The organism is Rhizobium sp. BK289, assembly GCF_014193575.1.
In the GTDB taxonomy this organism is placed as follows: domain Bacteria; phylum Pseudomonadota; class Alphaproteobacteria; order Rhizobiales; family Rhizobiaceae; genus Rhizobium; species Rhizobium tropici_C.
In genome coordinates this window covers 20,480-40,243 of record NZ_JACHZO010000028.1, presented here as the reverse complement: position 1 = coordinate 40,243, position 19,764 = coordinate 20,480, and the positions used below count along the sequence as shown (strand labels likewise).

At 59.4% G+C, this 19,764-nt stretch carries 18 protein-coding genes; 4 read left to right on the top strand and 14 right to left on the bottom strand.

The features are described 5' to 3' along the window. Positions 1 to 91: 91 nt before the first annotated feature. Complete coding sequence (locus FHT84_RS30580; RefSeq protein ID WP_169645772.1) at positions 92 to 613, bottom strand: GrpB family protein; 522 nt, start codon at positions 611 to 613, stop codon at positions 92 to 94. Beyond that, positions 610 to 1,524, bottom strand: coding sequence for a LysR family transcriptional regulator (locus FHT84_RS30575; protein ID WP_113251108.1), 915 nt, complete (start codon positions 1,522 to 1,524; stop codon positions 610 to 612). Before FHT84_RS30575 ends, FHT84_RS30580 begins: the two co-directional genes overlap by 4 nt. 92 nt (positions 1,525 to 1,616) lie before the next feature. Between FHT84_RS30575 and FHT84_RS30570 the strand changes: the two genes are divergently transcribed. Further along, positions 1,617 to 2,594 (top strand): NAD-dependent epimerase/dehydratase family protein, encoded by a 978-nt coding sequence (locus FHT84_RS30570; protein ID WP_246698676.1) that lies wholly within the window; start codon positions 1,617 to 1,619, stop codon positions 2,592 to 2,594. An 8-nt stretch (positions 2,595 to 2,602) separates the two neighbouring features. On the opposite strand, the gene FHT84_RS30565 is transcribed toward FHT84_RS30570, so the two are convergent. From FHT84_RS30565 to trxB, 6 genes are all read right to left on the bottom strand, one after another. Next, entirely contained in the window at positions 2,603 to 3,406 is an 804-nt protein-coding gene (locus tag FHT84_RS30565; protein ID WP_113251110.1) for an aminoglycoside phosphotransferase family protein, read from the bottom strand. A gap of 196 nt (positions 3,407 to 3,602) precedes the next feature. Beyond that, complete coding sequence (locus FHT84_RS30560; RefSeq protein WP_183765770.1) at positions 3,603 to 4,715, bottom strand: alkene reductase; 1,113 nt, start codon at positions 4,713 to 4,715, stop codon at positions 3,603 to 3,605. A gap of 48 nt (positions 4,716 to 4,763) precedes the next feature. After that, positions 4,764 to 5,930 (bottom strand): MFS transporter, encoded by a 1,167-nt coding sequence (locus tag FHT84_RS30555; RefSeq protein ID WP_113251112.1) that lies wholly within the window; start codon positions 5,928 to 5,930, stop codon positions 4,764 to 4,766. A gap of 2 nt (positions 5,931 to 5,932) precedes the next feature. Beyond that, entirely contained in the window at positions 5,933 to 6,226 is a 294-nt protein-coding gene (locus FHT84_RS30550; protein ID WP_113251113.1) for a metalloregulator ArsR/SmtB family transcription factor, read from the bottom strand. A gap of 564 nt (positions 6,227 to 6,790) precedes the next feature. After that, the gene (locus tag FHT84_RS30545; RefSeq protein ID WP_112344093.1) at positions 6,791 to 7,687 is read right to left on the bottom strand and encodes a LysR family transcriptional regulator VtlR; all 897 of its coding nucleotides are present in this window, start codon (positions 7,685 to 7,687) and stop codon (positions 6,791 to 6,793) included. Positions 7,688 to 7,710: 23 nt separating this feature from the next. Then, a complete protein-coding gene (gene trxB, locus FHT84_RS30540) occupies positions 7,711 to 8,685 on the bottom strand; it encodes a thioredoxin-disulfide reductase (protein WP_112344092.1) in 975 nt (324 codons plus the stop codon). A gap of 239 nt (positions 8,686 to 8,924) precedes the next feature. Here trxB and FHT84_RS30535 point away from each other — a divergent pair, with 239 nt between their 5' ends. From FHT84_RS30535 to FHT84_RS30525, 3 genes are all read left to right on the top strand, one after another. Next, complete coding sequence (locus FHT84_RS30535) at positions 8,925 to 9,392, top strand: Lrp/AsnC family transcriptional regulator (RefSeq protein ID WP_112344091.1); 468 nt, start codon at positions 8,925 to 8,927, stop codon at positions 9,390 to 9,392. A gap of 4 nt (positions 9,393 to 9,396) precedes the next feature. After that, positions 9,397 to 10,305, top strand: a complete 909-nt coding sequence (locus tag FHT84_RS30530; RefSeq protein WP_113251114.1) for a glycosyl transferase — start codon at positions 9,397 to 9,399, stop codon at positions 10,303 to 10,305. Between the two features lie 62 nt (positions 10,306 to 10,367). Further along, positions 10,368 to 11,282, top strand: coding sequence for a glycosyltransferase family 92 protein (locus FHT84_RS30525; RefSeq protein ID WP_113251152.1), 915 nt, complete (start codon positions 10,368 to 10,370; stop codon positions 11,280 to 11,282). Between the two features lie 8 nt (positions 11,283 to 11,290). Here FHT84_RS30525 and FHT84_RS30520 read toward each other — a convergent pair whose 3' ends face one another. From FHT84_RS30520 to FHT84_RS30495, 6 genes are all read right to left on the bottom strand, one after another. Then, on the bottom strand, positions 11,291 to 12,370 hold the full coding sequence (locus FHT84_RS30520) for a glycosyltransferase family 4 protein (RefSeq protein ID WP_113251153.1): 1,080 nt from the start codon (positions 12,368 to 12,370) through the stop codon (positions 11,291 to 11,293). Between the two features lie 6 nt (positions 12,371 to 12,376). After that, positions 12,377 to 12,853, bottom strand: coding sequence for a transcription elongation factor GreA (gene greA / locus FHT84_RS30515; RefSeq protein ID WP_112344089.1), 477 nt, complete (start codon positions 12,851 to 12,853; stop codon positions 12,377 to 12,379). Between the two features lie 254 nt (positions 12,854 to 13,107). Further along, a complete protein-coding gene (gene carB, locus FHT84_RS30510) occupies positions 13,108 to 16,593 on the bottom strand; it encodes a carbamoyl-phosphate synthase large subunit (RefSeq protein ID WP_113251115.1) in 3,486 nt (1,161 codons plus the stop codon). A 217-nt stretch (positions 16,594 to 16,810) separates the two neighbouring features. Next, positions 16,811 to 17,980, bottom strand: coding sequence for a glutathionylspermidine synthase family protein (locus FHT84_RS30505; protein WP_113251116.1), 1,170 nt, complete (start codon positions 17,978 to 17,980; stop codon positions 16,811 to 16,813). A gap of 11 nt (positions 17,981 to 17,991) precedes the next feature. Beyond that, positions 17,992 to 18,564, bottom strand: coding sequence for a DUF1190 domain-containing protein (locus FHT84_RS30500; RefSeq protein WP_162737045.1), 573 nt, complete (start codon positions 18,562 to 18,564; stop codon positions 17,992 to 17,994). 346 nt (positions 18,565 to 18,910) lie between these two features. Further along, positions 18,911 to 19,723, bottom strand: coding sequence for a LytTR family DNA-binding domain-containing protein (locus FHT84_RS30495; RefSeq protein WP_183765767.1), 813 nt, complete (start codon positions 19,721 to 19,723; stop codon positions 18,911 to 18,913). Positions 19,724 to 19,764 lie beyond the last annotated feature (41 nt).

Sequence of the window (19,764 nt, the reverse complement as noted above, 5' to 3'; positions counted from 1 at the left end):
ATCTCGTCATCGCAAATCACCTCCGACCGAAGTGAATCACGAAATTCCAGTCGAAGGAATCCCTTTCGATTCAGTCTGAATGCTCGGCGCTCTAGGCTTGGCGTTCGGCAACTGCCTTTTCGATGATCGCTTCGACGAAGTGACGCTTCTCGGCAGTATAGCGGTCACCATCGTGCCGGTAGGTTTTGGCGAGTTCCAGCTTCAGTTTCTCATAGGCGGCTGCTTCCGCCGGGTGTCCCCGAAGATAATCCCGAAAGATCATCCTGCGTTCATGCGTCCGGTTGTTTGGCGGACAAAGATAGACGCGCTCCGGCGGCATGCCGTCGCGCCGCATGAACGCCCAGACTTCATCGTCATAGCGGTTACCGCGCGGCTCGTAACCTTGGTTCAGCAGAATCTGCGTCGCGGCGGGAACGTCGGCGGAGCCGCGCAGGATGATGTCGATATCGATAAGCGGTTTTGCCGCGAGGCCGGGAATGGATGTGCTGCCGATATGCGTGATCGTCACGGCATAGGGTGCCACCAACCGTTGGAGCTGCTCCCGGATGCGCTCGAAATCATCCGGCCAGTTCGGGTCATATGGTACGAGCTCCACCGCCGCTCCAACAGTCAAGACGGTTCCTCCGCGTTGTTACCTTTGATGTAAGTAAGCAAACCCGCGACCAGCGCGTCAAATGTCACGCGGCAGCGCGGCGATGTCTTCAGGTTTTCGTGCATGACGACCCAGGTGTCGAGCGACAATTCGATTTCGGGCAGCAGGTGCACCAGGCTTGCGTCGCGTCGTGCCAAGGGGATCTGATAAAAGCCGATGCCGATACCGGCGCGCAAAGCATTATGCAATGCGATGCTATGGTCGGATCGAAAGCTGAAAGAGATACCGTCGAGCATCGGATAGCGTTTCCGCATCATCCGTATGTAGGCAGTCTGGCGATCGAAGCCGATCAGCTTGTGCCGGCGCAGAGCCTCACGGGTTTCAGGTTTGCCATGCCGCTCAATATAGCTGCGATGAGCGAAGAGGCCGAGGGTGATGGTGCCGATATGGCGCGAGAGCAACGCCTCCTGCGCCGGCGCGACCATGCGCACGGCAATATCGGCTTCACGCTGCAGCAGGTCTTCCACCGCGTCGGAAGCGGACAGCTCGACAATGAGGTCGGGATATTTTGCCTGCAGTTCGGCAAGGATCGCTGGCAACACCTCCGTTCCGATGACCTCGCTGGCGCTGATGCGCACCGTGCCGCTGACCTTGTCTTTCGAACCGGAGGCGGCTCGCAGCAAGGCGGCAGCCGTACTGGCCAGCGTCTCGGCATAAGGTTTCAGGGCAAGAGCGGCATCGGTCGGCAACAAGCCCTGCTGTGAACGTGTGAACAGTTCGGCGGCGACCGCCTTTTCCAATGCATCGATATGACGGCCGACCGTCGGCTGTGTCAGGCCGAGATCGCGAGCAGCCGCCGAAAGCGAACCGTGCTGCAGCACGGCAAGGAAGGTGCGATAGAAATCCCAGCTTGGTTCAGAGGGTGATGTCATACATTTACGTATATCATCTGCATATTTTTCTGCAATTTCGTTTATCGTCGATACCAAGCATACTCAGTCCATCGAAACAGATGGAGATGATGATGAGCAACCATAAGGAAAGCACGAAGACGGCCCTGATACTCGGCGCGACCGGCGGTATTGGCGGTGCAGTCGCGGAAGGGCTTGCCCTTCGCGGCTGGCGCATTCGGGCGCTGAACCGCAATGCAGCCGAAGCGGCCCGCCGCCAGCCGGAGTTCAACTGGTTTCAGGGCGATGCCATGCAGGCGGATGATGTTCTGAAGGCGGCGCAGGGCGCTGATGTCATCGTGCATGCCGTCAACCCACCCGGCTATCGCAATTGGGGCAAAGTCGTCCTGCCGATGCTCGATAACACCATTGCCGCCGCCAAGGCTATCGGTGCGCGGATCGTGCTGCCCGGTACGGTTTACAATTTCGGTCCCGATGTGTTCCCTCATGTCACGGAGGACAGCGCGCAGCGGCCGAAGACCCGCAAGGGCGCCATTCGCGTTGAAATGGAGCGGCGCCTGGAGGCGGCGGCAGAGCGGGGCGATACGCCTGTCATCATTGTTCGTGCCGGCGATTTCTTTGGCGGATCTCGTGCCAATAGCTGGTTCTCGCAGGCCATGGTGACACCAGGCAAGCCAGTCAGCTCCATCACCTATCCGGGCAGGGTCGGTCTCGGGCATCAATGGGCCTATCTGCCCGATGTCGCCGAGACGATGATCCGGCTGATCGAAAAGGGGGATGAACTGCCTGCTTTCGCGGTTTACCACATGCGGGGCCATTGGGATGGCGATGGCAGGCAGATGATCGATGCCGTGCGGCGTGTGCTCGGGCATGCGGTGAAGGTCAAGGCATTTCCCTGGATAATAGTGCCGCTGGCCGCACCCTTCGTGCCCTTCATGCGGGAGCTGCGTGAAATGAGCTACCTGTGGAAGGTGCCGCTGCAGATGAGGAATGACAAGCTGCTGGCCGTGCTCGGCGAAGAGCCGCATACACCGATCGACGAGGCGGTGAAGGCAACACTTGCAGCGATCGGCTGCCTGCCCGCGGCATGAGCCGGCCGTCAGGCGTTGAATTCGGAGAAGGCGATGCTAGCGACGGTTAAATCCGAATCCGCATTCTTGGTGTCACCATCGCTCAAGAACCAAGTCGCCGAAAGCCCCGCATAGGCGATGATCCATTGCAGAAGGCGTTTCGGTTCGAGGCCCGCCTCGGCACAGACGATCGGCAATTGCCGTTGCAGGCGGCCCGGCTTCATAACAATAGGCAGTTCGGGATTGCAGAAGATATTGGCGAAATCGAAACCGCGCTCGCCATGGACCCGCTTGGGGTCGATAGCGAGCCAGCCGCGGGGGCCGAAATCGAGAATGTTTTCGTGGTGAATGTCGCCGTGCAATATGGTCTGGTCGCGTTGATCCGCCAGAAGTCGTGCGGCCACATCGGCACAGGCGGCGAGCATGCCGCCATGGATGCGTGCCGCCGGTTCAAGCTCCCGAAACCAGCGATCCAGCGGCACCAGATCCGGCGGTAGCTGCTTTGCCTTGCCTGCATGCAGCCTCGCCGCTGTGCGACACATGATCCTGCTCGCCTCGTCATCTTCTCCCTGCATTGCCATGGTGAGCAGCGAGCCTGCGCCGGTTGCTCGTTCGATGAGGGCGGCGTCATCGTCATGTTCGTAGACAAAGGCGGCGCCTTCGCCATCCCACCAGCGCAGCACGCGATTGCCGAACTTCTCGTCGACATTTTGCGCAACCTTGATCATGGCGGGCTTATCCCGCCAGATGACCGGAAGAAGGTGGCTCGAATGGGTGATGATGGGATCGCCGTCCGGCGTCAGCGACCAACGGTCTATGTAGCGTTCAAACATATATCGGCTTTGCTAGGTGGGTATCATGATCTTGCGATCGGCACGCCTGCTTAGCTCGGTTGTGCAACGCCTGTTTTCAAGCGCCGAAATAGAAAAGCCCTCGCAACGGTTCGTCGCGAGGGCACTTTTTGGGCGTTAAGCACAGTTCGTCAGGCTGGCCACGGGCGAAGGCGCTGCCTGCGAGATGGATCGCTGCTTAAGCCGCTTCGTCCAGGGCCGGATAGTCGTCGTAGCCCTTGGCGCCGCCGCCGTAGAGCGTTGCCTGGTCCCATTGGGCGAGCGGTGCGTTTTCCTTCAGGCGGCGGACGAGATCCGGATTGGAGATGAACGGCTTGCCGAAGGCAACGACATCGGCCTTGCCGTTGTCGACGGCTTCGATCGCCATCTCGCGCGTATAGGCATTGTTGACCATCCAGCCGGCCTTGCCGCCTGCGACCTTATAGGCTGCATGCAGGGCATCGTAATCGAAGGGGAGGGAGTCGCGCTTACCGCCGGTCTGGCCTTCGATGACGTGGATATAGGCGAGGCCGTACTTCGCCAGGCCTTCGACGACATAGGTGAAGAGCTGCTGCGGGGCCGGGTCGCTGGCATCGCCGGATGAGGTGACCGGCGAAATGCGGATTGCGGTGCGGCCTGCACCGACTTCCTTGGTGACGGCATCGACCACTTCGAACAGGAAACGGGCACGGTTTTCGATCGAGCCGCCATATTGGTCGGTGCGGTCATTGACGTTGCCGCGCAGGAACTGGTCAATCAGGTAGCCGTTGGCGCCATGGATCTCGACGCCGTCGAAACCGGCATCAATCGCGGCGCGGGCGGCCTTGCGATAGTCCTCGACGATGCCCGGGATTTCCGAGGTTTCGAGCGCACGCGGTTCGGAAACGTCGGTAAAGCCGCCGGTGCCGTCGCTGTTGACCAGATAGGTCTTCGAATTTTCAGCACGCCTGGAAGTGGAGGAGACTGGCTTGCCGCCATTCGGCTGCAGGGTCGTATGGGAGATACGACCGACATGCCACATCTGCACGACGATCTTGCCGCCATTGGCACGCACGGCATCCGTTACCTTCTTCCAGCCGTCGAGCGCTTCCTTGCTGTAGAGGCCGGGAACGTTGGCGTAGCCCTGACCCTGATGGGTGATCGCCGTTGCTTCCGTGATGATCAGGCCGGCGGTCGCGCGCTGGGCATAATATTTGACGTTCAGCTCGTTCGGCACGGCATTCGGCGAGCGATTGCGCGTGAGCGGCGCCATGACGATGCGGTTGGCGATGGAGATGTCGCCGAGCTTGGTTGGTTCGAACAGTTTGGTCATTGAGTAGGTCCTTTTTACTGGGGGGAGGATGAAGGGGGAGGGAAAATATCAGGACGAGGCGAGGGCTTCGCCCTTGGGACGCAAGGCGGCAAAGGTCAGCAGGACTGTCACAAAGCCGAGAATTGCCATGGCCGAGCCGGCGAGCGGCACCTGAGCCAGGGAAAAGCCCTCGTCGATGACAACGCCGCCGATCCAGGCGCCGAGCGCGTTACCGGTGTTGAAGGCGCCGATATTGATGGTCGATACGAGGTTCGGGGCATCCTTGCCGAAGTTGACGACATTGATCTGCAATGCCGGCACGGCAGCGAAAGCAGCCGCAGCCCACAGGAAGAGGGTGATTTCGGCGCCGACGAGGGAGTGGATGGTGACGCTGAAGATCGTCGATGTCACCGCGATCGCCAGGAAGACACCGGCAAGCGTGGTGCCGAGGCGCCAGTCCGCGAGCTTGCCGCCGATGAGGTTGCCGATGGTCAGACCGACACCGATCGAGAGCAGAGTCCAGGTCACCGTTTCGGGCGAAACGCCCGTGACATCGCGCAGCATCGGGGCGATGTAGGTGAAAAGCGCGAACATGGCGGCCGAGAAGAAAACGGTCGTCAGCAGCGCCAGCCAGAGGCCGAGACCACGCAAGGCTGCTATTTCGCGGCCGAGGCTGCCCTGGCGTGCTTTTTCGTTCTTCGGCAGCACGGCAACAAGTCCGGCGATAGAGGCGACGCCGAGCAGCGTGACGATCCAGAACGGCGCGCGCCAGCCGAAAGCCTGGCCGAATGCCGTGCCGAGAGGAACGCCAAGCACGTTGGCAAGCGTCAGGCCGGTAAACATCAAAGCGACGGCGCGGGCCTTGCGGTCTTCCGGCACCAGGCTGGCCGCGACGACCGAACCGATGCCGAAGAAGGCGCCGTGGCAAAGGGCGGTGACGATACGGGCGATCATCAAAACCCAATAGTTCGGGGCGATGGCGCAGAGAAGATTGCCGAGGATGAAGAAGCCCATCAGCATAATCAGCGCCGATCGCCGGCGCAGATGGGCGGTCGAGACAGCCATGATCGGCGCACCGATGGCGACGGCCAGCGCATAGCCGGTGACCAACCAACCGGCCTGTGGAATGGTGACCGCGAGATCCGAGGCAACCTCCGGCAGCAGTCCCATGATGACGAATTCCGTCGTGCCGATGGCAAAGGAGCTGAGCGCGAGAACGAGGAGTGCAAGAGGCATGATCAGAGTTCCTTCTGCATGGCTTCAAGGAATTCGGCGATGGTTTCTTCGTTGCGCTTATAGAAAATCCACTGGCCAAGGCGCCGTGTCGTCACCAGACCGGCGCGGTGGAGCGTGCCGAGATGGGCCGAGACGGTGGATTGCGAGAGACCGCAGCGCTCGAACTGGCTAGCGCAGACACCAAGCTCCAGCGGGTGTTCCTGGCTCGGGAAATGGGTCTCTGGATCTTTGAGGTGGTTGAGGATTTCGAGCCTTGCCGGATTGGCCAAAGCCTTCAATATCTCGTTCTTGTCCATGGTGTTCACCAAGCCATATCGAATAATCCCGATTTATGTATCGACGGATTTCGATATATCAAGGGCGACGCTGAATATTATTTTCGGCAGGGCTGCAGGCGCGGCTGCTTAGAAATTGGGCAAAAAAAGAGGGCCACCGGAGTAAACCAGGGCCCTTATAGGTGTGAAGGTCAAAACCTTCAGAGGGGAACAGCCAATGCGGTGGAACTGGGAGGAAAAGCCACCGTGTGCATCAGCTGTGTGCGTTATGATGCTAATTTGTGCAGCGCGCAATGCTTTTTTGTGCATGGCAGTTATGCGTTTGCAACGGCAGGGTCAAAAAAGGCAAAAAAAAGGGCCGCCGGAGTAAACCAGGGCCCTATAGGTATGAAGGTCAAAAACCTCCAGAGGGGAACAGCCAATGCGGTGGAACTGGGAGGAAAAGCCACCGTGTGCATCAGCTATGTGCGATATGGTAGTTAAATGGGCAGCCTTCAACTCTATTTTGTGCATATCAGCTATGCATCATACGCGTGGCTGATATATTAGTCATAAAAAGAGTTCGTTATCAGTGACTTACCTTCACTAGAAATTCCAGTTACGAGCTTTCGACACGATAAAATCACGAAAAACTTTAAGTTTGGCCGCGTTTTTCATCTCGTCCGGGTAGCAGAAATACGTATCGAAGGACGGCACGTCCGCATTGATTGCGAGCTGGATAAGGCCTGGATCGCGACCGACGATATAATCAGGCAGGACGGCGATGCCGATGCCGAGAAGGCACGCGCGTTTGATCGATGTCTGGCTGTTGATCTGCAGATGCGGCACACGCTTGTTGTCGGACGACCGGCCGGCGATCTCCAGCCAGTTGACGTCGAGCAGGTAGTTCGGTGCCGGCTCGCCGAAGCTGATGATGCGATGCTCGTCCAGATCTTCCACCGACTGCGGCTCGCCGTAGCGGTTGATATAGGAGGGAGCTGCATAGACGTGCATATGCACGGTGAACAGCTTGCGCTGGATGAGATCCGACTGCTGCGGCTGACGCAGACGGATGGCGCAATCTGCATGGCGCATGTTCACGTCCAGCTCCTCGTTATCGAGGATGAGCTGGATCTGCATATCCGGATAGAGCTGCAGGAATTCCTGAATCTTGTCGGTCAGCCAGCCCTGGCCGAGGCCGACGGTCGTTGTCACGCGCAGCTTGCCGCTCGGCTTGTCGGTTGTCTCGGTCAGTTGCATCTTGACGGTCTCGAGCTTCAAGAGAACGTCGTGAGCCGTGCGATAAAGCAGCTCGCCCTGTTCGGTCAGGATCAGGCCGCGGGCATGGCGGTGGAAAAGCTTGATGCCGACGTCCTGCTCGAGCGCGCTGACCTGCCGGCTGATGGCGGATTGGGACAAATGCAACTTATCGGCCGCATGCGTGAACGAACCCGCTTCGGCAGCCGCGTGAAAGATACGCAGCTTGTCCCAATCCAATGGCATGCCGTTTCCCCTCATCGGCTGCATCACTCCGCAGCCACGGCGACGGGCATGTGCCCAGTCAAGTAGCGTTCCGCCTCAAGCGCCGCCATGCAGCCCATCCCGGCTGCCGTGATCGCCTGCCGGAATGTATCGTCGGTCACGTCACCGGCGGCATAGATGCCTTCGACGCTGGTAGCGGTCGAATCCGGCGCGGTCCAGAGATAGCCATTGTCCTTGAGCTTCAATTTGCCCTTGAAAAGTTCGGTCGCCGGCGCATGGCCGATGGCGACGAAGACGCCGTCGATCGGCGTTTCGGTGATAGCGGCGGTGCGCACATCGCGCAGGCGAGCGCCCGTGACGGACGGGGGCATAGGCGGCTTGGCGGGCGTGCCGGTGATCTCGGCAATCTCGGTATTCCAGAGAACCTTGACATTTGCCTTGGCGAAAAGGCGCTCCTGCAGAATCTTCTCCGCACGGAAGGAATCGCGGCGATGCACGACCGTCACCGACTTGGCGATATTGGAAAGATAGAGTGCTTCCTCGACGGCGCTGTTACCGCCGCCGACCACGATCACGTCCTTATTGCGATAGAAGAAGCCGTCGCAGGTAGCACAAGCGGAAACGCCGAAGCCCTGGAAATGCTGCTCACTCTCGATTCCCAGCCACTTTGCCTTGGCGCCGGTGGCGATGATGAGGGTATCGGCGGTCCAGACCTGGCCGCTATCGGTGCGGGCGACGAAAGGACGTTGGCTGGTATCGACTTCGGTCACGAGGTCGTTGACGATTTCTGCGCCGACATGCTGGGCCTGCTGTAGCATTTGCTCCATCAGCCACGGGCCCTGGATCGGATCGGCAAAGCCCGGATAGTTCTCGACATCGGTCGTGATCATCAACTGACCGCCCTGTTCGAGACCGGCGATCAGAACGGGCTGCAGCATCGCGCGCGCGGCATAGACCGCGGCGGTGTAACCGGCTGGGCCGGAACCGATGATGAGCACCTTCGTGTGGCGGGCAGGCATAGTCAGTCCTTTCAATTCGGCGATCGGGAAACCGCAGCTTCAAACGTCCAAAAGCAGGCGATTTCACGGTTCGCCGCTTCATTTATGATTGCCTTATGCATTTATTCAAGGGCAGCCTTGCATTACACACAGAGCAAATCGGCTTAGTGTAAGAATCGGTTACGCAAGAGAAACTTTCTTGCGTATTTTCCTGCCTTATATAGAAGCTGGCGAAGGGGAATTAAAGAAAGGCAATAAAAGTGCTTCGCGCTGAACTCGATGCCATTGATATCAAGATTCTGCGGGAACTGCAGCGAGACGGACGGATGACCAATGTCGAGTTGGCAGATCGTGTCGGCATTTCCGCACCGCCATGCCTGCGCCGGGTGCGCAAGCTGGAAGAAGCCGGCGTCATCGAAGGCTATCATGCCATGCTGAACAGCCCGAAACTGGGCTTCGATCTCGTGGCCTTCTGCATGGTCGGCCTCAAGCATCAGTCGGAGGCCAATCTCAAGGCTTTCGCCAATGCCACGGCGGCCTGGCCGCTGGTGCGGCAGGCATGGATGGTTTCCGGCGACAGCGATTTCCTTCTTCACTGCGTTGCAGAAAATCTCACCCGCTTCCAGGACTTCGTAATCGAAGTTCTGACCGCGAACGAACATGTCGATACCGTGCGCACCATGCTGACGATCCGGCAGGTCAAGAAGCTCGGTCTGGTGGAGCTCTAGGCGGATGGCGGATCGCCCCTGGCACCGGTCGCTGATCAAGTCCGGCGTGCGCCTTTTCCTGGGCGGTTCGCTGGCGCATGTACAGGACTGGTTTCCAGGGCTTTCCATCGTGCGCAGCCAAAGCATCAGTGAGGTGCATTACCGCGGAGCGAAGGTCGCGAGCCTTGCCGGCATGGATCGGCTGCGCGAACGCTGTGGCGATGCAATCTATATTGTCGGCTCCGGCCCATCCATTCGTGGTTGCGACCTGAGCGGCCTCGAAGCCAGAAGCGCCATCCTTCTGAACGGCGCTATCGGATTGACCGGCGAGCCGATCGCCGAGCCTTTGGCGATTGCGGTCGAGGATGAGCGCTTTGTCTGGCGACACATCGATCTGTTGCGCAAGAAGGTCGCTCCAGGTTCGCTCTGCCTGTTTTCCGTTGCGGTGCTGCGCGCGCTTTGCGAGATCAACAAGAGCTGGCTCGCGGACAAGACCATCATTCTGATCGACGATATCCGCAAGCCCTATGGCGCCCGCAGGCGTTCGCTCGAGGACCTCAAGACGCTGCAATATGTGCGGCTGGATGCCGAGGGTTCTGCAGGCTTTTCACTCTCGCCGGATCGCGGCGTTTTTCTGGGTGGGTCGGTCGCGGTATCCGCCCTGCAATTCGCTCTTTACTGCGCCCAGCATCAGGTCGGCTTTCTGGGGATCGATATTTCCAATGCCGGCGAACCGCGCTTTTATGAAACCGTCGGCGATATGGCTTTTTCGGGAATTGCGCGGGCTGAAGGCCGCATCATCGAGCATCTCGTGCTCGCGCGGCAGGTTGCCACCGAGCGCGGCGTCTCTTTCGTCAACTATTCTCCCATTTCCGCATTGCTGAAATATGATTTCGGTTACGACGACCGGTTCGCCATGAAATCGACGGCGTGACGCTTGCCGAAAATGACGACGCCCGTGCGGGGTTTGAAAATAAGGGTGCTGGAATGAAGCTCATGCGTTGGCTGAAACCCAAGGCGTCCGATGCCAAGAAGCTGACCATCGATCCGCCCGAAGCGACGGCGGGACGCCATGGCATCGCCATCGTCGCCTGCGTCAAGAACGAGGCGCGCTATATCGAGGAATGGGTGCGCTTCCACCGGGCGGTCGGTATTCGTCATTTCTATATCTATGACAACGGCTCCACGGACGAGACCTGTGTCCTTCTTCGCAATCTCCTGAATGAGGATATGCTGACGATCATTACCTGGGCGGGGCGGATGCGCGATGCAGCGACCTCGGCCGTGCTGAATGGTCAGGTCATTACCTTTGCGCACGCCATCCTGAATTTTGGTGGCGGTTACCGCTGGATGGCATTCATCGATGTCGACGAATTCCTTCTGCCGAAGGAAGCGGCGACCATCGCGCAGGCGCTGGAGGTCGTCGGCGATTTTCCGAATATCTCGTTGCCATGGCACATGTTCGCCACCAGCGGCCATGAGACGCCGCCGGATGGGCCTTTGACGCTGAACTATACCATGCGCGCCGCCGATCCGATGACGACAAAGGAAAATGTCAGCAATTTCAAATGCATTGTCGATCCGTGCGAGGTGACCGAGGTCAGCGTGCATCAATTCCAGACGCGGGGCTATGGGGATCTGACGGCCAATGATGCTGGCAAGCGATTTACGCGGCGTGCACGGAAGTCTCCCGAGTTCTATTCAAACCGGTTCTTGCAGCTCAACCACTATTATACGAAATCCCGGCAGGAACTGACGGAAAAGCTCGCCCGAGGATGGACCTATGACAGCAGTGCGGCGAAATATCGGGACAAGGTCCTGTCGATCGTCAAGAGCATCGAAGAGGATATGGTGGAGGATCGTTCGATGATCGATTTCATCGAGCGGCATCATATCGATCTTGGCCGCTGATCGAGCGCTTACTTGTTGGCGATAAGCAGTCGCTTGTAGACGTCGCCGATGGCGGTCGCTTCCTTCTCCAGTGCGAATTCGCTGCGCACATGGCGCACGGCATTCTCACCCTGGCGAAGCGTTTCCTCCGGATTGTCCAGATAGAAGGCGATCGCTCTTGTCAGAGCCTCGCCATCGCCCGCCGGCACCACGGCACCCGTTTCGCCCGGGACGATCATCTCGGCATAGGCGCCGGCATCGGATGCGACGACGGCAGTACGGGAGGCCATGGCTTCCAGTGGCGTCAAGCCGAAGCCTTCATTGCGGGAAGGGGCGACATAGAGAGTGGCACGGCGATACCAGGGTTTGATGTCGTCGACCTCGCCCATGAAGCGGATGCGGTCGGAAAGGCCGGCATCAGCCACCATCTTCTCCAGCTCATCGCCGAAACTCCGATGCTCTGATGTCACGCGGCCGCAGACCACGGCCGTCCAGTCCGGATGGTTCGGCAGCAGCTCGATCATCGCCTTGACGAAAAGATCGGTGCCCTTCTGATGGCGGACACGGCCGAAACAGCCGATCAGATAGGTACCGGGCAGGCCGGCTGCGGCCATGCGGTCGCTTGATGTTTCCGGTGGATGAAAACGGTTGAGATCGACGCCGTGCTGGATGACGGTGTGCGCTACCTCGAGAAAACTGCCGGAGCGGGTGCTGGTGGCGATCACGGCATCCATACGGCGGATGAGCCAGCGCGTATAGCCGGTATGGCGGCGCTGGGCGGCCGAGGTGAAGACCAGCTTCAGAGGCATGCGCAGCACCGAGCGCAGCAGCAGGCCCACCAGCATCTCGTTGTTGCGGCGGGCATGCCAGACGCGCACGCGGCAACGGCGGGGTCTGCTCCATAGGCCCGGAAGCCGGTGCCAGCCGAGCTTGGGCAGGTCTTCCGGCAGGCCGGGACCAAGAGTCGCTATGTGATAGCCAAGCTCGACCTGCTTGGGGATCAGCTGCACGATCGTCGAGGTCACGCCGGAAAGCCGGCGTTTGAAATTCGTTGCGATGATTTCGATCTCTCTGAGATCGCTGGCATGCGCTGACTCGCGATCGCGCACGGGCAATCAGCCCCAGGTGACGGAGAGGATTTCGTAGCCCTTGGCGCCGCCGGGCGCATTGACCTCAATTGAGTCGCCGACTTCCTTGCCGATCAGTGCGCGGGCGATCGGAGAGGAGATGGAGATGCGGCCAGCCTTCACGTCGGCTTCCTGATCGCCGACGATCTGATAGATCTTTTCTTCCTCGGTGTCCTCGTCGATGAGCTTCACCTTTGCTCCGAACTTGATCTTCGAGCCGGACATCTTGGTAAGATCGATGACTTCGGCGCGAGCCGTCAGGTCTTCGAGTTCGGTGATGCGGCCTTCGTTGTGGCTCTGGGCTTCCTTGGCCGCATGGTACTCGGCATTTTCGGAGAGATCGCCATGGGCGCGCGCTTCCGCAATTGCCTCGATGATCCGCGGGCGCTCTTCCTGCTGACGCCAGCGCAGCTCTTCCTGCAGCTTGACGAACCCGTTCTGTGTCATCGGTACCTTTTCAACCATTTTTCTTGTCCTTCACTCCCTGTGTTGCTCTGCTGCAGACACAAAAGAAAACAGGTCCCGAAGCGGTACTTCGGAACCATTCAGAGCCGTTATTCTGTCATCTATAGCAGATTGCGACAGACGATTGCCAGAAAATTCGAAGACTTAAGGAAAGGCTCCTGTTGAGGCTCCTTGCCCGTTCGGCCATCTGGCTTAGGTACGACGAATGTGAGCCGGCTATCCTGCTTCACGCCCGTCGCAGCCGAATCATACCGTCAGAAATAGCTCTGCAGCGGTTGGACTTCCAGGTTTCCGGCCTTCAGCGCCTTGATCGCCATGGCAGCGGCTTCGGCGCCGGCCATGGTGGTGTAATAGGGCACCTTCTGCATCAGCGTTGCGCGGCGGAGCGATTTCGAATCCGAGATCGCCTTGTTGCTGTCGGTCGTGTTGATGACGAGCTGGACCTGGCGGTTACGGATCGCGTCCTCGATATGCGGACGGCCTTCCAGTACCTTGTTGATCTTCGTGGCTTCTATGCCGTTTTCAGCGAGGTAACGCTGGGTGCCGCCGGTTGCGAGCACCTTGAAGCCCTGTTCCGTCAGCATGCGGATGGCCGGCAGCACGCGCGGCTTGTCGTCGTCGCGGACCGAGACGAAAACCGTTCCGTCACGCGGCAGTTCGACGCCGGCACCGAGCTGCGACTTGGCGAAGGCGAGTGCGAAATCCGTGTCGAGGCCGATGACTTCGCCCGTCGAGCGCATTTCCGGTCCGAGCAGGGTGTCGACGCCGGGGAAGCGGGCGAAGGGGAAGACGGCTTCCTTGACGGCGATGTGCTTCAGCTTGCGCGGATCTGGCTTTTCGCCATAGGCGGCAAAGGTCGCATCCAGCTTCTCGCCGGCCATGACGCGCGCGGCGATCTTGGCGATCGGCGCACCGATGGTCTTGGCGACGAAGGGCACCGTACGCGAGGCGCGCGGGTTGACTTCGAGCACATAAACCGTGTCGTCCTTGATGGCGAACTGGACGTTCATCAGGCCGCCGACATTCAAGGCCTTGGCCATGGCCTTTGCCTGGCGTTCCAGCTCGTCGATCATGGCAGGTGACAGCGTGCGCGGCGGCAGCGAGCAGGCCGAATCGCCGGAATGGATGCCGGCTTCCTCGATATGCTCCATGATGCCGGCGACGTAGACCTCGGTGCCGTCGGACAGGCAATCGACGTCGACTTCGATGGCGTTCGTCAGATAGCTGTCGAAGAGCAACGGATTCTTGCCGAGCAGCGTGTTGATCTGGCCGGTCTTGTCGTTGGGATAGCGCTGCTTGATATCTTCCGGCACCAGTTCCGGAACGGTATCGAGGAGGTAGCCCTGCAGCTGGCCTTCCGAATGGATGATCTGCATGGCGCGGCCGCCCAAGACATAGGACGGGCGCACGACCAGCGGGAAGCCGATTTCGGAAGCGACGAGGCGAGCCTGCTCGACCGAATAGGCGATGCCGTTGTTCGGCTGGTTGAGATCGAGCTTCATCAAGAGCTTCTGGAAACGGTCGCGGTCTTCGGCAAGGTCGATCGCGTCGGGAGCCGTGCCGAGGATCGGGATGCCGTTCTTTTCGAGCGCTTCGGCGAGCTTCAGAGGCGTCTGGCCGCCGAACTGGACGATGACGCCGACCACTTCGCCCTTTTCCTGCTCCGCCTTGAGGATTTCGATCACGTCTTCCGCCGTCAGCGGCTCGAAATAGAGGCGATCCGACGTGTCGTAGTCGGTCGAAACCGTCTCGGGGTTGCAGTTGATCATGATCGCTTCGTAGCCTGCATCCTTCAGGGCGAAGGCGGCATGACAGCAGCAATAGTCGAATTCGATGCCCTGGCCAATGCGGTTCGGACCGCCGCCGAGGATGACGACCTTCTTGCGATCGGAAACCTCAGCTTCGGAACGGGCTGCGCCGACGAAGGGCATTTCGTAGGTCGAGTACATGTAGGCGGTCGGCGAGGCGAATTCCGCCGCACAGGTGTCGATGCGCTTGAAGACTGGGCGCACACTCAACCGGTTGCGCAGTTCCGCCACTTCCTTCGGACGCTTGTCGGTCAAGGTTGCAAGACGCGCATCGGAGAAGCCCATGGCCTTCAGCATGCGCAGATTGGCAGCATCCTCGGGCAGACCATGCTCGCGGATGCGGGCCTCCATATCGACGATGTTCTTCAGCTGCTCGAGGAACCACGGGTCGATCTTGCAGCCTTCATGCACTTCCTCGACGCTCAGCCCCGAGCGCAGCGCCTGGGCGACCATGCGCAGGCGGTCCGGCGTCGGCGTGCCGATGGCGGCGCGGATGGCGTTGCGGCTGCCTTCGCCTTCCTCGATACCGGGGATTTCGATCTCGTCCAGACCAGTCAGGCCGGTTTCGAGGCCGCGCAACGCCTTCTGCAGCGATTCCGCGAAGGTGCGGCCGATCGCCATGACCTCGCCGACCGACTTCATAGCCGTGGTCAGAACCGGAGAGGCGCCGGGGAACTTCTCGAATGCGAAACGCGGGATCTTGGTGACGACATAGTCGATCGACGGTTCGAAGGAGGCAGGCGTCGCGCCGCCGGTGATGTCGTTTTCGAGTTCGTCCAGCGTATAGCCGATGGCGAGTTTTGCCGCGATCTTGGCAATCGGGAATCCCGTAGCCTTCGAGGCAAGCGCGGACGAGCGCGACACGCGCGGGTTCATTTCAATGACGACCAGGCGGCCGTCCTTCGGATTGACCGCAAACTGCACGTTCGAGCCGCCAGTCTCGACGCCGATCTCGCGCAGGACCGCGATCGAGGCGTTGCGCATGATCTGGTATTCTTTATCCGTCAGCGTCAGCGCCGGAGCGACGGTGATCGAGTCACCGGTGTGAACGCCCATGGGGTCGATGTTCTCGATCGAGCAGATGATGATGCAGTTGTCCGCCTTGTCGCGGACGACCTCCATCTCGAATTCCTTCCAGCCGAGCACCGATTCTTCGATCAGCACTTCCGTGGTCGGGGAGGCGTCGAGGCCGCCGCCGACGATCTCGAAGAATTCCGAGCGGTTATAGGCGATGCCGCCACCGGTGCCGCCGAGCGTAAAGGACGGACGGATGATGGCGGGCAGGCCGACATGGTCAAGCGCCTGCGCGGCAATGGCCATGGCATGGCTCATGTAGCGCTGTTTGCGGTCGCTCTCGCCGAGGTTCCACTGGTTTTCCAATTCGTCCAGCGCCTTGTCGAGCGCGGGGCCAGAGAGCGATGCCTTCAGCTTGCTCCGCTCGGCCTCATGCGTCTTGCGGTCGGCGTCCTTGATGTCGGTGGCGTTTGCCAGCATGGAGCGCGGCGTTTCGAGGCCGATGCGGGCCATGGCTTCGCGGAAGAGGGCGCGGTCTTCCGCCATGTCGATCGCGGCGGGTTTCGCACCGATCATCTCGACATTGTAGCGGTCGAGCACGCCCATGCGCTTCAGCGACAGCGCGGTGTTGAGCGCGGTCTGGCCGCCCATGGTCGGCAGCAGCGCGTCCGGGCGCTCCTTGGCGATGATCTTGGCGACAACTTCAGGCGTGATCGGCTCGACATAGGTCGCATCCGCCAGACCCGGATCGGTCATGATCGTTGCCGGGTTGGAGTTGACGAGAATGACGCGGTAGCCTTCCTCCTTCAGCGCCTTGCAGGCCTGCGTGCCCGAATAGTCGAATTCGCAAGCCTGTCCGATAACAATCGGTCCTGCACCGATAATGAGGATCGATTTGATATCTTGACGCTTCGGCATGGGCTCTCATCCGTTTTTTCGTTGCGCGAAAAACCGGCCAGGGTGGGAGGTCACCGGCCGGGGCGCATGGGCAAATATTTTCAGGCTAGAAGCGGCTTATAGGCAAATGTATTTGCAAACGGAACCCCATAAATCGCGGAATCGACATGAATTCTGCCGAGATTTTCATTGGGCGGTCAAATGTCGAGCTTTGCGGGCAATAGCGGCTAATGATCGACTAACCCTCAATATAATGAGGGACGAAGCGTGAGGTATCCCGGGTGATGGGAGTGTCGTCCTCACGAATGCCGATACCCGCCGGCTGGCCGGCCACGATCCAGGACCCGATGACAGTCCAATCGTCGCCAAAGCGGGGAAGCAAATGCATCGCCTGTCTTACATACCCTTCTTCACCGTATGGTCCTTCGACCTCATATATGCCGGCGCCGGGTTCGTGATTGACGAGCGTCACATTCGCACCTTCGCGAGATAGCAACGGTTTGCGGACATAGCGATCGCCGAGATCCCCCACATGCACGTCGTCTTCGAAATAGGCCGGCAATAGATTTTCGTGGCCGGGGAACATTTCCCACAGCACTGGCAGCAATCCTTTGTTGGACAGCGTCAGTTTCCACAGTGGCTCGATTACCCGCGTGGGGGTTAGCGGCAGATGACGGCCGAAAGGCTCGCGCACCATGTCTTCGAGCGGATAAAGCTTGAACAGGCAGTCTATGGGTTCATCCTGAAGATCGATCAGCCGATGGCTGTCGTCAACGCCGATATCGGGCATGGCGATGAGCTTCGCATCGCAGCCCGCTTGCGCGGCGCAATCGACGAAGTAGTTCAAGGTCACGAGGTCCTCTTCCGATTCCAGCATGCCGGCGAAATGCATGCGGCCCGAAGGTGCAGCCAGGACGCGGATAGCATCGATCAAGCGTTCATGCAGTGAGTTGAACTGGTCTGCCGAGGAAGGAATTTCGCCACGCCGCTTCATGTCTTCAAGCCATTGCCATTGGAAAACCGCGCTTTCAAACAGGCTGGTCGGCGTGTCGGCGTTGAATTCGAGAAGCTTTGCCGGACCTTTTCCATCGTAGGAGAGGTCGAAACGGCCATAGAGGTCATGTTCCCGATTGCGCCAGGATCGCAATATCGCATCGTGATAGGCTGGCGGAATGGCCATGCGATGCATCAGTTCGCCATCGCAAGCGATCCTTTCGGCTGCCGCGTAGCACATTTCCAGCAGCTTGGCTGAGGGCTCCTCGAGCTTCGTCTCAATTTCCTCGAGGGAAAATGCATAGGCGTGCCGTTCATCCCAATAGCGTTGGCCATACATGGAATGGATGGTGAAGCCAGAAGCCTCTGCCTGAGCTTTCCAATCCGGCCGCTCGTTCACGACAATACGTTTCATTCTCTCACCCGTTAGGCCGAAAGATGGAAGCCGCGAAAGCCCCAGCCGCCACGTTCTACCTTACCGCTCGAGCGCCCGGCGCGGTCGGAAGATCTCCCCCAAAGGCTACCACCGCCGCCGCCACCGGAAGACGAAGACGCCTGCCCGTTGTCGTCCTTTCTTTCCACATTGGCCGCTTTCCCAAGCAGCATACCGTTGGCGAGGCTCCGCCCGGTTGCCGTGCGAAAGTCGCTGCTCCCGCGCGGCTGATAAAGGGCTTTGGTGTCAAACGTTCTGGCGGCGTTGCCGACGAGATAACCGGCCAGCAGGGGAATGAAGTGGCCCGTACCCGATTGATGGGCAGTGGTCGTGGGCTGGCAATTGTTGACGCCGTAATCCTTTTCGCAGTTCGCCGCCGTTTCATAGGCAGGAGCATTCTGCTGACGTTCCGTTTCCGCCGCGGCAAACTGAGATCGACATTCGTCAGCGGAAAAAACTCTCCCCGCGATGCATGTGTCGATGTCTTTGTATATTTGAACCGTATCTTCCTTTTGGCCGCAGGCAGTCAATGCCGCTGTTCCCATGAGCAGCAGGGACACACTCATCGATCGTTTCATAAAACCCTCGGTGCATTGCGCGTTCACAGGACCAACTATTCTGGAACGTTGCCAGCACAGACCAGCCGCAAGACACGCAGACGCGGAATTGCGGTTGTCCACATATGTCAGGATTGCAACGCAGAGAATATGGGCGCGAAAACAGAGTTAGATATTAATCGGCCGCGTTTAAAGTATGTAGGCGTGCATTCGATCGAATTTTTTAGAGCAATGGTTGCGACCGTAAACAATGTCTTGTCATTTTTCGTAAGTTACGGCGACGCGATGCATCTGAAAAGAAACGAGCCAAATGGCGCGCTAGGGAATGGAGGAGGCGCCGGCCGCCGCTCAGTTGTCAACCGAAGTGTTGCCGGACCGCTTCGGCATAAGAGCGGCTGACGGGCATCTCCGCGCCATCGCGGGCGATGACGAAAAGCTTGCCATTGTCGCGTTTCAGCCGGTCGACATGATCCGCCGCAACCCAGTGAGATCGGTGCACACGTATTCCTGCTGTATTGCCGATTTCCGTCAGCGCGTCGCCGAAACGCAGCAGGATGAGCTCGCGACCGCGTGTCGTCACGACTTCGGTATAATGGTCGCGCACGGTGAGCCTGAGCAGCGCTCCACGATTTTCCGGTTTCAGGCGCGAGAGAATCGGCATTTGCGGGGCTGTGGCCATCGGGGCCGATGAGGCTGTCGTTTCCGCAACGTTAAAGCCTGCGGCTGCGATCGCTATCTGCCGATGCATGGTCATGTAGGAGAGAATGCAGAAGAGGATGCAAAGCGGTATGGAGCCAAGGGATTTGCCGAGGCCGCCGATCACGCTGGGCGTATCGCCGAAGAAGGCGAGGTCGATAAGCGTGATGCCGAAGCCTATCGGCATTGACGCGACGATCGACCCAATCAGCATCCGCGCGAACATGTTCGAGATCTGCTTGCGCAGGAGAATTTCGGCAGCAACGGAGAAGACGATCGCGAAGGACCAGGCCATGGCATGCAAGGCGAGCCAGTAGCCGAGCCGGACTCCCGGCATCAGCCTTTCAAGGGTGCCGTACGGTCCGGTCAAGGCAAAGATCAGGACGATCGTGACGAAGGTCGCCCAGAAGCGCGGTGAACGCTGGATGACCTGCAATTCGCGAAGCGTGGATTGCAGAAAGAGGTGATCCACGAAGATTTTCCGTTTCTCGCGCGATTTCGATTGAGAGAACA

Excerpts from the sequence above, each read along its gene's own strand:
- FHT84_RS30525 (WP_113251152.1), top strand. The coding sequence starts at position 10,368 with ATGCGTTGGCTGAAACCCAAGGCGTCCGATGCCAAGAAGCTGACCATC.
- FHT84_RS30560 (WP_183765770.1), bottom strand. The coding sequence starts at position 4,715 with ATGACCAAACTGTTCGAACCAACCAAGCTCGGCGACATCTCCATCGCC.
- greA (WP_112344089.1), bottom strand. The coding sequence starts at position 12,853 with ATGGTTGAAAAGGTACCGATGACACAGAACGGGTTCGTCAAGCTGCAG.
- FHT84_RS30555 (WP_113251112.1), bottom strand. The coding sequence starts at position 5,930 with ATGCCTCTTGCACTCCTCGTTCTCGCGCTCAGCTCCTTTGCCATCGGC.
- FHT84_RS30505 (WP_113251116.1), bottom strand. The coding sequence starts at position 17,980 with ATGAAACGTATTGTCGTGAACGAGCGGCCGGATTGGAAAGCTCAGGCA.
- FHT84_RS30500 (WP_162737045.1), bottom strand. The coding sequence starts at position 18,564 with ATGAGTGTGTCCCTGCTGCTCATGGGAACAGCGGCATTGACTGCCTGC.
- FHT84_RS30530 (WP_113251114.1), top strand. The coding sequence starts at position 9,397 with ATGGCGGATCGCCCCTGGCACCGGTCGCTGATCAAGTCCGGCGTGCGC.
- FHT84_RS30565 (WP_113251110.1), bottom strand. The coding sequence starts at position 3,406 with ATGTTTGAACGCTACATAGACCGTTGGTCGCTGACGCCGGACGGCGAT.
- FHT84_RS30570 (WP_246698676.1), top strand. The coding sequence starts at position 1,617 with ATGAGCAACCATAAGGAAAGCACGAAGACGGCCCTGATACTCGGCGCG.
- FHT84_RS30575 (WP_113251108.1), bottom strand. The coding sequence starts at position 1,524 with ATGACATCACCCTCTGAACCAAGCTGGGATTTCTATCGCACCTTCCTT.
- FHT84_RS30550 (WP_113251113.1), bottom strand. The coding sequence starts at position 6,226 with ATGGACAAGAACGAGATATTGAAGGCTTTGGCCAATCCGGCAAGGCTC.
- FHT84_RS30545 (WP_112344093.1), bottom strand. The coding sequence starts at position 7,687 with ATGCCATTGGATTGGGACAAGCTGCGTATCTTTCACGCGGCTGCCGAA.
- trxB (WP_112344092.1), bottom strand. The coding sequence starts at position 8,685 with ATGCCTGCCCGCCACACGAAGGTGCTCATCATCGGTTCCGGCCCAGCC.
- carB (WP_113251115.1), bottom strand. The coding sequence starts at position 16,593 with ATGCCGAAGCGTCAAGATATCAAATCGATCCTCATTATCGGTGCAGGA.